Source organism: Halalkalibacter oceani (genome assembly GCF_023715705.1).
Classification (GTDB): Bacteria; Bacillota; Bacilli; order Bacillales; family Bacillaceae_D; genus Halalkalibacter; species Halalkalibacter oceani_A.
Genome location: NZ_JAMBOS010000014.1, coordinates 1 through 12,676 on the forward strand (window position 1 = coordinate 1; position 12,676 = coordinate 12,676).

General features: G+C 45.7%; 10 protein-coding genes. All 10 read left to right on the top strand.

The genetic code is table 11. The features are described from left to right. Positions 1-466 precede the first annotated feature (466 nt). Positions 467-1,975, top strand: coding sequence for a sodium/proline symporter PutP (putP, locus tag M3212_RS13395; protein WP_251194479.1), 1,509 nt, complete (start codon positions 467-469; stop codon positions 1,973-1,975). 208 nt (positions 1,976-2,183) lie between these two features. Then, entirely contained in the window at positions 2,184-2,474 is a 291-nt protein-coding gene (gene gatC, locus M3212_RS13400; RefSeq protein ID WP_251194480.1) for an Asp-tRNA(Asn)/Glu-tRNA(Gln) amidotransferase subunit GatC, read from the top strand. 17 nt (positions 2,475-2,491) lie between these two features. Further along, positions 2,492-3,949, top strand: coding sequence for an Asp-tRNA(Asn)/Glu-tRNA(Gln) amidotransferase subunit GatA (gatA, locus tag M3212_RS13405; protein ID WP_251194481.1), 1,458 nt, complete (start codon positions 2,492-2,494; stop codon positions 3,947-3,949). 12 nt (positions 3,950-3,961) lie between these two features. Beyond that, positions 3,962-5,392, top strand: coding sequence for an Asp-tRNA(Asn)/Glu-tRNA(Gln) amidotransferase subunit GatB (gatB, locus tag M3212_RS13410; protein ID WP_251194482.1), 1,431 nt, complete (start codon positions 3,962-3,964; stop codon positions 5,390-5,392). Between the two features lie 440 nt (positions 5,393-5,832). Next, positions 5,833-6,738 (top strand): diacylglycerol kinase, encoded by a 906-nt coding sequence (locus M3212_RS13415; RefSeq protein ID WP_251194483.1) that lies wholly within the window; start codon positions 5,833-5,835, stop codon positions 6,736-6,738. Between the two features lie 487 nt (positions 6,739-7,225). Then, positions 7,226-7,690: a GyrI-like domain-containing protein gene (locus tag M3212_RS13420; protein ID WP_251194484.1), complete on the top strand. Its 465-nt coding sequence runs from the start codon at positions 7,226-7,228 to the stop codon at positions 7,688-7,690. Positions 7,691-7,767: 77 nt separating this feature from the next. After that, positions 7,768-9,162, top strand: a complete 1,395-nt coding sequence (gene rlmD, locus M3212_RS13425) for a 23S rRNA (uracil(1939)-C(5))-methyltransferase RlmD (protein WP_251194485.1) — start codon at positions 7,768-7,770, stop codon at positions 9,160-9,162. A 232-nt stretch (positions 9,163-9,394) separates the two neighbouring features. Continuing rightward, complete coding sequence (locus M3212_RS13430; RefSeq protein ID WP_251194486.1) at positions 9,395-10,309, top strand: hypothetical protein; 915 nt, start codon at positions 9,395-9,397, stop codon at positions 10,307-10,309. A gap of 308 nt (positions 10,310-10,617) precedes the next feature. Beyond that, positions 10,618-11,385, top strand: a complete 768-nt coding sequence (locus M3212_RS13435; RefSeq protein ID WP_251194487.1) for a hypothetical protein — start codon at positions 10,618-10,620, stop codon at positions 11,383-11,385. Positions 11,386-11,842: 457 nt separating this feature from the next. After that, positions 11,843-12,352: a DUF4652 domain-containing protein gene (locus M3212_RS13440; RefSeq protein ID WP_251194488.1), complete on the top strand. Its 510-nt coding sequence runs from the start codon at positions 11,843-11,845 to the stop codon at positions 12,350-12,352. Positions 12,353-12,676 lie beyond the last annotated feature (324 nt).

Sequence of the window (12,676 nt, forward strand, 5' to 3'; positions counted from 1 at the left end):
GCCTTTGAGGTCTGGCCAGTAGAAGAAGTACAAATGGCGAACCGTTCAGTGGCCCTTTAGGGTCTGGTCAGCAACAAAGGCTTCCAGCCGTAGAACAAACCACCCGTTCTCACGGGTGGTTTTGATTGTCGGGAAAAGAAATGAATAATTAATGATATGTATGGATGATTATTCATTTTGTGTTTTTCACTCGCAAAGCTTACATACAAGAAATGGATAGTTATACATCTTATAAAATCGTAAATAAATAAAAAAATGTTCAGATAATAATATTGTGTTATCGTGGTAATCGTCCGCTCGTTCTCCGGGAATACTACGATACACTCTTCATGCATATGGAATAACAGGAGGTGAGGGAAAGTGGACGATCAGCTGACGACAGCGACTTGGATTTTGTTATTTGTACCGATGCCATTATTAATCGTCTTATCACTTATCACATTACGAAGAGGAGGGAGAGAATAAGATGGAACTGGCAACGCTGTTAACCTTTATTGTTTATTTGGCCGGTATGCTGCTAATTGGCTTCATTGCTTACCGGATGACGAATAATTTATCAGATTATGTACTTGGGGGACGGCGTCTTGGCGGAAGTGTGGCGGCGTTAAGCGCGGGCGCTTCCGATATGAGCAGCTGGCTTTTGCTCGGCTTGCCGGGGGCGATGTATCTCGGCGGCATGACGGAAATTTGGATCGCCGTCGGACTGGCGATTGGGGCGTATTTGAATTGGCAGTTTCTTGCGGCACGCCTCCGTCAATATACGGCTGTCGCCAAAGATTCAATCACCTTGCCTGAATTTCTTGAAAACCGTTTCCATGATCGTACGAAGGCATTGCGGATTATTTCGGCACTCGTCATCCTCGTGTTCTTTGCTTTTTACACATCCTCGGGACTCGTCGGTGGCGCGCTCCTGTTTGAAGCTTCCTTCGACATGCCTTATACGCAGGCGTTATGGATTGGGGCGCTCGTCATTATTTCCTACACCTTTTTAGGCGGCTTTTTAGCGGTGAGCTGGACCGACTTCTTTCAAGGGATTTTAATGTTTCTCGCTCTCATTATCGTTCCGCTGCGGGCGATGGCTGAGATGGGTGGCTGGAATGAAACCGTTCAGGCCGTTGGCGCAATCGATCCATCGTATTTAGATGCCTTTCAAGGCACGACGGTGATCGGAATTGTTTCCCTGCTTGCCTGGGGGCTTGGCTACTTCGGACAGCCGCATATCGTTACCCGCTTTATGGCGGTGAAATCGGTACGCGAAATTCCGAAGGCGCGGGCTGTCGGGATGACGTGGATGGTGCTTTCCCTGTTTGGCGCCATTTTCACCGGCTTTGTCGGGATCGCTTATTTTTCAGCAAATGGCATCGCCGGTCAACCGCTTGCTGAAGGCAGTCATGAGACGGTTTTTATTGTATTTAGTCAGCTTTTATTTGATCCGTGGGTGTCCGGCTTTTTATTAGCGGCGATTTTGTCGGCGATCATGAGTACGATTGATTCGCAGCTGCTCGTATCATCGAGCGCGCTGGCGGAGGATGTTTATAAAGGATTTGTACGCAAAAATGCCTCCCAGCAGGAGCTTGTTTGGATCGGCCGCTTCGGCGTCGTGTTCATCGCCCTTGTAGCAGTCTGGCTTGCCTATCATCCCGAGAGTTCAGTGCTCGATCTCGTTGGCTATGCGTGGGCCGGCTTCGGAGCCGCCTTCGGTCCGGTGCTGCTGCTGGCGTTATTTTGGAAGCGAATGACGCGTAATGGAGCACTGGCGGGAATGATTGTCGGCGGTATGACGGTTATTATTTGGGCCGAGCTTGACACCTGGTTTAGAATTGAACGCGCCCACTATCCGCTGCTAGAGCTGTATGAAATCATTCCTGGCTTCGTCTTCGCCTCGCTCGCGATTATTCTTTTCAGCCTGCTCGACAAAGCGCCTTCTAAAGAAATCGAGGCAGAATACGAGCAAGCAAAAACACCGATTATTTAAGTCAGGGCTGGGACAAACAGAATCGTTCGAGAGGAACAAAAACTGTTCCCTGTTTTTTAATTTATGTAATGACTCAACGTATACCTGAGTCAAACAGCGTACTGAATTCCGGCCTCCTCTACTGGGCTTTGTTGCCTAGAGGGGCGGAATTTGGTATCATTAATGATATTGTCAATACGTTCGAATTTACGCGGAGGTGAATGAAGAAATGTCCCGAATCCAAGCAGATCAAGTAAAGCATGTAGCGCATCTGGCACGACTTGCGATTACTGATGAAGAAGCAGAAATGTTCACAAAGCAGCTTGATGCAATTATCTCATTTGCGGAGCAGCTGAATGAGCTTGATACCACTGGTGTTGAGCCGACTTCACATGTTCTCGATATGAAGAATGTCCTTCGTGAGGACAAGCCGGAAAAAGGCTTGCCGGTTGAAGAGGTATTAAAGAATGCACCAGACCATGAGGATGGCCAAGTACGGGTGCCGTCAATTATAGAATAGGTGGGGGGAAAAGCAAGATGGCATTATTTGACCATAAGATGTCAGAGCTTCATACGATGCTTCAAAAGAAAGAAGTGAAAGTCTCTGATCTTGTTGATGAATCATACAAGCGCATCACAGAAGTCGATGATAAAGTGAAAGCGTTTGTCACATTAAACGAAGAAAAGGCGCGCGCTTATGCTGCAGAGCTGGACGAGGCACTTAGCTCAGGCGGTGAACGTGGGCTTTTATTTGGTATGCCGATCGGTGTGAAGGACAACATCGTCACAAAAGGTTTGCGGACAACATGCTCCAGCCGCATTTTGGAAAACTTTGACCCGATTTACGATGCGACCGTTGTTCAAAAGCTTGCTGACGCTCAGGCGATCACGATTGGAAAGCTGAATATGGATGAATTTGCAATGGGTTCTTCAACGGAGAATTCCGCTTTCCAGGAAACGAAAAACCCTTGGAATCTCGATTATGTACCAGGCGGCTCAAGCGGCGGCTCGGCGGCGACCGTCGCCGCCGGAGAAGTGCCATTTGCCCTTGGTTCGGATACGGGCGGATCGATTCGCCAACCGGCAGCCTACTGTGGTGTCGTCGGCTTAAAACCTACATATGGACGTGTCTCGCGTTACGGGTTAGTAGCGTTTGCTTCCTCCCTTGATCAAATTGGACCGATTACCCGTACTGTAGAGGATAACGCTTATTTGCTGCAAGCCATCACTGGAATTGATCCGATGGATTCAACATCGGCGAATGTCGAAGTGCCTGATTTCCTTTCGGCTCTCACCGGCGATGTAAAAGGCTTGAAGATTGCCGTTCCTAAAGAATATTTAGGTGAAGGTGTTCAGGAATCCGTGAAGCAGTCGGTGCTCGATGCACTTAAAGTGCTTGAAGCTCAGGGCGCGACATGGGAAGAGGTTTCCCTTCCGCACTCGAAGTACGCGCTGGCCACCTATTATTTGCTGTCTTCCTCTGAGGCTTCCGCCAACCTGTCCCGCTTTGACGGGGTACGTTACGGCTATCGTACCGACAATGCAACGAATCTGATGGAAATGTACAAGCAGACGCGCGCCGAAGGCTTCGGTAATGAAGTGAAGCGCCGGATCATGCTCGGAACATTTGCCTTAAGCTCAGGCTACTATGATGCCTATTATAAAAAAGCCCAGCAAGTCCGGACGTTGATTAAAAAGGACTTTGAGGATGTATTTGAAAAGTACGATGTCATCGTTGGACCAACGACGCCGACACCTGCCTTTAAAATCGGTGAAAAGACAGATGATCCACTAACGATGTATGCCAATGATATTTTGACGATTCCGGTTAACCTTGCCGGTGTACCGGGAATTTCGATTCCATGCGGCTTCCAGGATGGACTTCCGCTCGGCCTGCAAATTATCGGCAAGCATTTTGATGAAAGCACCGTCTACCGCGTCGCCCATGCGTTTGAACAAGCGACAGACTATCATAAACAAAAACCGGCATTGTAAGGGGGGATAACGATGAATTTTGAAACGATTATTGGACTTGAAGTTCACGTTGAGCTAAAAACAGAATCAAAGATTTTCTCAGCCAGTCCGAACCATTTCGGTTCAGAGCCGAACACGAATACAAGTGTCATTGATCTTGGTTATCCAGGCGTATTGCCTGTATTAAACAAATCGGCAGTTGAATTTGCGATGAAAGCGGCGATGGCATTGAATTGTGAAGTCGCAACCGACACGAAGTTCGACCGTAAAAACTATTTTTACCCGGATAACCCGAAGGCCTACCAAATTTCCCAGTTTGATAAGCCGATTGGCGAGCATGGCTGGATTGAAATTGAGGTTGACGGTCAGAAGAAGCGCATCGGAATTACGCGGCTTCATCTGGAAGAGGATGCCGGCAAGCTGACTCACTCCGGTAACGGCTACTCACTGGTTGACTTTAACCGTCAAGGAACACCGCTCATTGAAATCGTCTCCGAGCCGGACATTCGCACTCCAAACGAGGCTTATGCTTACTTAGAGAAGCTGAAGTCGATCATTCAATATACGGGTGTGTCCGATTGTAAAATGGAGGAAGGCTCGCTGCGCTGTGACGCGAATATTTCTCTGCGCCCGGTCGGACAGGAGAAGTTCGGCACGAAGACGGAGCTGAAGAACCTTAACTCGTTTAACTTCGTCCGCAAAGGGCTTGAATATGAAGAAAAACGTCAGGAACAGGTCCTTCTTTCCGGTGGAATCATCGAGCAGGAAACGCGTCGCTACGATGAAGCCGGGAATAAAACGGTATTAATGCGCGTCAAGGAAGGCTCCGATGATTATCGCTATTTCCCTGAGCCTGATCTCGTGGCGCTTCACATCGACGAGGAGTGGAAGGAGCGCATTCGTGCCGAGATTCCTGAGCTTCCGGACGAGCGCAAGCAGCGTTATGTCGAACAGCTTGGTCTGCCGGCCTATGATGCGATGGTACTCACACTGACAAAGGAAATGTCTGATTTCTTCGAAGAGACGATCGCCAAAGGAGCGGATGCGAAGCTTGCCTCGAACTGGCTGATGGGTGAAGTTTCCGCCTACTTGAACGCTGAACAAAAGGAGCTTGCCGATGTCGCGCTCACGCCGGAAGGCTTGGCAAAAATGATTCAGCTGATCGAAAAAGGAACGATTTCATCGAAGATCGCGAAGAAGGTCTTTAAGGACCTGATTGAAGAAGGTGGAGATCCTGAACAAATCGTCAAGGATAAAGGCCTTGTTCAAATCTCAGATGAAGGCGAACTGCGCAAAATGGTCATCGAGGTTCTCGACCAGAATCAGCAGTCGATCGACGACTATAAGAACGGGAAGGACCGGGCAATTGGCTTCTTAGTCGGCCAGATTATGAAAGCCTCCAAAGGAAAAGCCAACCCGCCAATGGTCAACAAGCTGCTGCTTGAAGAAATCGCGAAACGATAAGAGAAAAGAAGGAGGCTGGGACAAAAGGTTGTTTTTTTACCTTTTTCCCAGCCTCTCTAAGCAATGAGCGGAACCGCCACGCTCTTTTAAAGCCCGTTGTGAGTGGGTTTCTCACAACGGGCTTGTGGCGTGTGAAGCCATTGCCAGTAGGTCCAAAGCTAGTTTTGTCTCAGGATCTTTTTTAAACGATAAGAAAGGATAAGATTTTTGGGCTGATTCGAGGAAGGGCGGCGGCTTCGCGCGTTACGCGGAGGGCTGAAGAAATCCCGTTTTCAACCCTCCGTAAAAGATGGTAACGGCTCCGCACGCCGCTTCTAAGAAAAGCCGCTCTGCGGTTTTCTTATTCATTTGTCGTTCCTCGTGAAAAGCGGTACAATAAGGACAGAAAAATAATGACAAAAAGTGGATCATGTTAACTTTTTGTAAGTAGGGGATGCGACATGAAACGAGCTAGGCTCATTTACAATCCAACCTCAGGGCGGGAACAGATCCGTAAAAATCTCGCCTATGTTCTTGACCGGCTTGAAGGAGCCGGCTATGAAACATCAGCTCACGCGACGACCGGGGAAGGCTGCGCCAAAAGGGCCGCCCGCAAAGCCGGTGAAAACGGCTATGACCTTGTCGTCGCAGCCGGTGGGGACGGAACAATGTTTGAAGTCGTCAACGGGTTGGCCGATTTAGAGGAGCGCCCGCTGCTTGGCCTCATTCCGGCCGGCACGACAAATGATTTTGCACGCGCTCTCGGCATTCCGCGCGATATTGAGAAAGCGTGTGATGTGCTGGCCGGCGAGCATATCGAACCGATTGATGTCGGGAGGATTGATGACCGCTACTTTATTAATATTGCTGCCGGCGGAACGCTGACAGAGCTGACCTATGAAGTGCCGAGCAAGCTGAAAACCGCGATCGGGCAGCTTGCCTACTATATTAAAGGGATCGAGAAACTGCCGCAAATCGCGCCGACAAATGTCCGGATCGAATATGACGGCAAGCTATACGAGGGTGAAATTATGATTTTTCTCGTATCCAATACGAATTCTGTCGGCGGATTTGAAAAGCTCGCCCCCGACGCCTCCCTTCAGGACGGGATGTTTGACTTTATTATCGTGGAGAAACTATCCTTTCCAGATCTCTTACGCCTCGCAACCTTAACTTTACGGGGAGAGCATCTTCATCATCCAAAAGTAAAATATGTCCAGGCTAACAGAATTAAGATTCAGGTTGAAGGAAAAATGCAGTTGAATTTGGACGGCGAATATGGTGGTATTTTACCTGCTGAATTCGTCAACATGTATCACCATTTTCACATGCTCACCCCTAAGGAAAGAAAGCTGAAGAAAAAGTAACCTGTTGCTTTCCTGCTTCTTTGAGTGATGGGCTGACTCCAAACCCCCGTTTTCCGGATTGCTGAAAGGAAAAATACCTTTTGGCAAAATGAAACGCAGCGGGGAAGCTGTCTGTAGAATAACGACTGGCGACCTTTTCGGGATAATTCGGGGCGTCTGCTTCGCGCGTTACACGGATGGCTGAAAGCGGGGTTCTTTCAAGCGATCCTTAAATGATTGTAGCGTCCCGAAAGCCACTTCTAAGAAAGGATGCTACGCGCTTTTCTTACGTGGTTATTTCATCAGGGATCGGAGTGGAGAAGAGGTAGCGTCCTTTACACGGGGCGACAGCTTTTTTCTTCTCCGGCCTATAAGCTGGAAAATAAAGCTGTGCAGCCTTCCAATGTAGCCTCGGGGATCAATGAGATGGAGAAACGCCAGTGCACCAATCCCTATCATATCAATGTCGAAACGAATAACATTTAATTGAAAATGGAGGGGGAGTATCATGGAGATTCAAGTAGTGACGCTAGAAAATCTTTATGTAGTCGGCTTCGCGTGGAGTGGTCCATATGCGAATTCGTCTGAAATTCCGCTTTTATTCTCGCAATTTGAGCAGCGTCTTGCTGAAATCGAAGCTCCTGTCACTATGGAATGGATTTATGCGCCATTTCATAGCCGTGAAACGGAATTCACCTATTACGTCACCTTGGCAGTTGATGAACTGCGGACGATGCCAAGCGGGATGACAGGCTTTCAGATTCCGGGAAAATCGTACGCGAAAGCAACGCATCAAGGCCCGGCTGCTGAAGTCACCGCCACTTACCGCACAATGTTTTCCTGGATAAGGGAGAACGGCTATCGGCAGAACCCGAGCGCATTAACGATAGAACGCTATGACCGCAGCAGAGACAACGCCTCGAAAGAATATCTTCAGTACGACATTTATCTTCCATTGCAGAAAAAAGACTAAAACCGGCAGGAAAGAAACCGCTCCTTGATTTGTGGTACAATAATGAGCAGAAATTTGACCAAAAAGGACGGACAAACATGATAAAACAACAGCCACCTGTACAAAAGAATCAACAGCTTACAGTGAAAATAGAAGATCTCACCCACGAAGGCGCGGGAGTAGCCAAGGTTGAGGGCTACACGCTCTTTGTTCCAAAAGCGCTCCCTGGTGAGGTCGTGCAAATAAAAGTTATCAAAACAAACAAAGGCTACGGCTTTGCCCGCCTGCTCAGCATCGAAACAGCCAGTCCGGATCGCGTCGAACCCTCCTGTCCCATCTATCAACAATGCGGCGGCTGTCAGCTTCAGCATCTGAGCTACGAGGCTCAGCTTCGCGTCAAGCAAAAGCAGGTCAAGGATGTGCTGGAACGGATTGGTGGGATTACCGGCATTCCAGTTCATCCGACGCTCGGCATGGACGAGCCATGGCGCTACCGCAACAAATCACAGGTTCCTGTCGGAGAACGGGAAGGCGGACTGATTGCCGGCTTCTATCAGGAGCGCAGCCATCGGATCATTGATATGGATGAATGCTTGATTCAGCATGAAGAAAATGACGCCATCATCCGTACAGTGAAGCAGATCGCCAAGGAGCTCGGCATTCGCGGCTATGACGAAGACAAGCACCGCGGTACGTTGCGCCATGTCGTCGCCCGCTACGGCAAACAGACCGGGGACATCATGGTCGTCCTCATTACGAGAGGCAAAGAGCTGCCAAAACAACAGCAGCTGATTGAGGCGATTAAAAGCAAAATCCCTAATCTGAAATCAATTGTTCACAACATCAATTCAAAGCGGACCAACGTCATTTTTGGCGACGAAACACGCGTCCTCTGGGGCGACGAATACATTTACGATTCGATCGGCGAGATCAAATTCGCGATTTCAGCGCGCTCCTTCTATCAGGTCAATCCCGAGCAAACAAAGGTGCTCTACGACAAAGCGCTCGAATACGCCGACTTAAGCGGCAGCGAAACCGTCATCGACGCCTACTGCGGCATCGGCACGATTTCCCTTTTCCTCGCCCAGCGCGCCAAGCACGTCTACGGCGTCGAAATCGTACCCGACGCCATTGCCGACGCCAAGCGCAACGCCCGGCTCAACGGCATCACCAACGCCGAATTTGCCGTCGGCGAAGCGGAGAAGATCATGCCCTGGTGGTACGCCCAAGGCATCCGGCCCGACGTCATCGTCGTCGACCCGCCGCGCAAAGGCTGCGACCCGGCCCTGCTTGAGACAATCCTCAACATGAAGCCGAAGCGCGTCGTCTACGTCTCCTGCAACCCCGCCACTCTCGCCCGCGACCTGAAGGTGCTCGAAGAAGGCGGCTACACGACGAAGGAAGTACAGCCGGTTGATATGTTTCCTCAGAGTACGCATGTGGAGTGCGTGGCGTTGTTAAGTTGGAATGGTACAAAAGGCGAGAGTGCTTGATGTACAAGGGGTTTTAGCGTGATACAGATTTGTGGGAATAGGTGTAACAGAGGCGGTTTTAGAGGGTTGCCGTAAATTTGCCGTAAATCTGCAAGGGAAGACAAGGTAATAGAGCAGAGGGAAAATGTCGAAATGCGTTTATGCGATGATATAAGTGCTCACACTCTGCACTCTTTCCTCAAAATATGTGTATTCTTGATTGGATTAATTTTAAAAGGGTAGTGAAAAGAGGATGAGAATACTTGTTTGCGAAGAACTGACTAATGACCTTCGTGTAAACATTGAAAAAATTAAAGATATGTCTGAACAATTGGAGAAAAATAACTACGAAGCATTTTTTGTCTACTCATTTGCTTTATTTGAAAGTAGTATTTGTGAGGCTTTACGGCGAATATTGGCTGCCTTTCCCGAAAAGCTAACGGATGAAAAACAGCCTAAACTTAAAAATTCTGATATTTTTAATAATATGTATTCTTCTAATTACATACTCGAAACTATCATTAATGCCGAAATCAAATCTATCTCTAAAGGTAATGCCCTTGCTCTCTTACAAACAGCACAAAATCTCATGGCTATTGAATTAACGTTTGATAGAGGAGCATTAGAGGATGTTTCGAAGTATAGGAATAGACTTGCACATGATAATACAATTTCTAACAGAGAGTATCTCCTAGGTAGAAAAACTGTGAAAGGTAACACCTTCTCTTTTGAGATAGCCAAAATCCTTATTGATACATTAACGCAAGTTTTGTCAGATTTCGAGGTATGCCTAAAAACAAAATACAAGAAATATACAAAGTTTAAACTTATTAAAGATTTATGGGAAGAAATCTTTAATACCCCTTTACTAAAGTTTGAAGATTGTATAGTCATTAGACAAGACGTATTTGATAAGAATAAAAGCGTAGTCGGAATAAATTTTGACCATCTAAAAACTGTAGTGAAGTCAATTTCTTCAGGTGAAAAATTCTTTTTATCTCTTTTATTACAGCAATATTCAAGTAATATAAACGATCAATACTTCAAGTTTAAAGATATACCAAGTCTAGCATCAAAATCTTCCAATACCAGAATTAATAAAATATTGCGCGTATTTGATATTTACCCCAACTTGTTTAACGGAGTAAGAATCGATGGTGCTACATAGTGTGTAGTCAACCGTTTTAGTTATGCGAAGTTCTGATTGTTGCGATATAGCTTGCTCGGGCCACACTTACCTATCAGTCGAATCTAGAGCGTCTTCGGCGATGGGGATTTGATTTGTTTGGGAGCGTGCATCGTTCACTGTTTGCTCGATGAAAAGCAGCGTATTGGTTGCTTAATTACTCGTTAAAGTAAAAGGGCATCATGGGGGCATAGATTTCATTTGAATAATGCATGATCGGCTATAATATTTGTGGTCTGATGCAAGATAAGAGGTCTCATCTCATATAAGTAAGTCTTCGGGAGGAAAGAATGATGCTGGTAAGAGGTAGTTTGGATAAGTATGATAGGGAGACTTCGCAGCATATTGTTGCGTACTTGGATATACTAGGAATTGCGGCAAGAATGAAAGAAGGGTACGATCGTCAAAAGCTTGCGATGAACAAGCTTCATAATCTGTATACTTTTTCTATGGATATATCGAGAGAAATTAAAATGGAAGGATACCGTGATATTCAGTTCAAGATATTTTCCGACAATATTATTATTGTTAAGAAGCTGTCGGAGCAGTTTGATAAACGATTGCTCGATATAAGAGCTTTACTGTCTTGTGTTTCAAATTTCCAATGCTTGGCGGTTAGTGATAGTGTCGGATGGCTCGTACGTGGTGGAATTACAATAGGCGAACTATTCGTAGATGAAACTATGGTGTGGGGTGAAGCGCTTCTTAAAGCATACGATCTTGAAAGCAATTCAGCAATATATCCTAGAATACTATTGGATTCAAAATTGCTTCAACATATCGGTTCAGATGAAGAATTGACCGAGTTCGTTCAACAAGACTTCGACAACTTACACTACTTGAATTATTTGTATATTCAGCATTTTGGAGGTCAGTTTCTGAAGAATGGCTTTCAAATGATGCTTGATGAACTAAATGGGAGATATTCGGAACGTATATATCAGAAACTGTGTTGGCATATGAATTACGTTAATAGAGAACTGGACAAGAAGAATGAGAAAAAGGATAAGAAGTGCCGGTTGCGTATTGAGTCATTGCATGAGGAGGCTAGGAATTGACTACTTCGCATTGGCACGGTCAAGAGACGCTGAGTCTTGATAAAGCAGAATAGTTGCGCTTACTTCAAGATAAAGATATCTTCGATGGGATGGGTTTCAAAATGGTTAATTTTGTATACACGCAGCCTAATTGCCAGTCAAACGCAACTGAAATAGGTAAAGCTTTGGGAGGAGTCTCACAGCAACAAGTGTGACTGCTTGGAATCGCAAAATTGCCAGAAGAATATATAATCAGAACAGTATGATGAAGTTTTAAAAAAATATAATGTAGCTGATATAAATCAATTGGCAAATATCCTTGCATCTCATCCATCTGCCGAGAGCGAAACTATCAGCATTTCAAAAGAACTGCTTGCTCAGTGGGGCATAGCATCAGAAGAAGAACTTCGCAAGGGGATGTCAAAAAATGTATTTGGATCTGGCCAAATTCATCACTCGACAAATAGAGGCGGACTACATGTTTGATATTAAGTTCAATTCGAAAACAGAAACCGTGGAATTAGTATATCCAAATGGAAATACAGAAGTTCTTGCTGAGGATTCTCCAACAGAACCAGTAGTGTCAGCCGATAAGAAAAAGGCAGTTTACATTTCCCCGTTAGAATGGGAAGAAAGGGGAAATTTATATATCGTCGATCTGCAAAGCGGAGAACAAGAAGTACTGGTTGCTCCAGAAGGAGATTACATTCCTAAAAATGCTATTTGGCAAGATAACAAACGAGTTTTAGTAATTATTGGGTATGGATCTGGAACTGTAAGGGTTGGTGGAAATATCTTTAGCGTAAACATTGAGACGAAAGAAAAAGTGAAAATAACTGATTATAACGATGGTCGTGTTCAAATCCTTGATTTTGAAATTAAAGACGGAATTTTAACGTACACTGGAATTCAATACACAGATAATGACTTTCAGGTAACGAAAACCTATTCAAATAGCATTTCGTTAGACTCATTAATGAGCTATTGACCATTCATGAAAGGTACAAGTAACTTGAAGCGTTTTTATTGTGTAATATACTTGTAAAGCAAGTTCGCACTTCATGTGAGTGCGTGGATTGAAATGATGAATTTGAGATTATCGTTTTATTTATAGGACCAAACTGTTGCGAGTTTCTCGGCAGTGTGGTTAATTTTTTTGTGGATTATTAATTTATTTGAATGAAAATTCAAACTATTTATTGCGGAAAGTAGAATCTTATAATGAATATGATGTTATGCTAGACTGTATAAAAATCATAAAAACTTAATCAATAGACACCATCTTCATTTAATTTTAATTTTATTCCTGTTG

Coding starts and splice junctions, on each gene's coding strand:
- putP (WP_251194479.1), top strand. CDS start 467: ATGGAACTGGCAACGCTGTTAACCTTTATTGTTTATTTGGCCGGTATG.
- gatC (WP_251194480.1), top strand. CDS start 2,184: ATGTCCCGAATCCAAGCAGATCAAGTAAAGCATGTAGCGCATCTGGCA.
- gatA (WP_251194481.1), top strand. CDS start 2,492: ATGGCATTATTTGACCATAAGATGTCAGAGCTTCATACGATGCTTCAA.
- gatB (WP_251194482.1), top strand. CDS start 3,962: ATGAATTTTGAAACGATTATTGGACTTGAAGTTCACGTTGAGCTAAAA.
- M3212_RS13415 (WP_251194483.1), top strand. CDS start 5,833: ATGAAACGAGCTAGGCTCATTTACAATCCAACCTCAGGGCGGGAACAG.
- M3212_RS13420 (WP_251194484.1), top strand. CDS start 7,226: ATGGAGATTCAAGTAGTGACGCTAGAAAATCTTTATGTAGTCGGCTTC.
- rlmD (WP_251194485.1), top strand. CDS start 7,768: ATGATAAAACAACAGCCACCTGTACAAAAGAATCAACAGCTTACAGTG.
- M3212_RS13430 (WP_251194486.1), top strand. CDS start 9,395: ATGAGAATACTTGTTTGCGAAGAACTGACTAATGACCTTCGTGTAAAC.
- M3212_RS13435 (WP_251194487.1), top strand. CDS start 10,618: ATGATGCTGGTAAGAGGTAGTTTGGATAAGTATGATAGGGAGACTTCG.
- M3212_RS13440 (WP_251194488.1), top strand. CDS start 11,843: ATGTTTGATATTAAGTTCAATTCGAAAACAGAAACCGTGGAATTAGTA.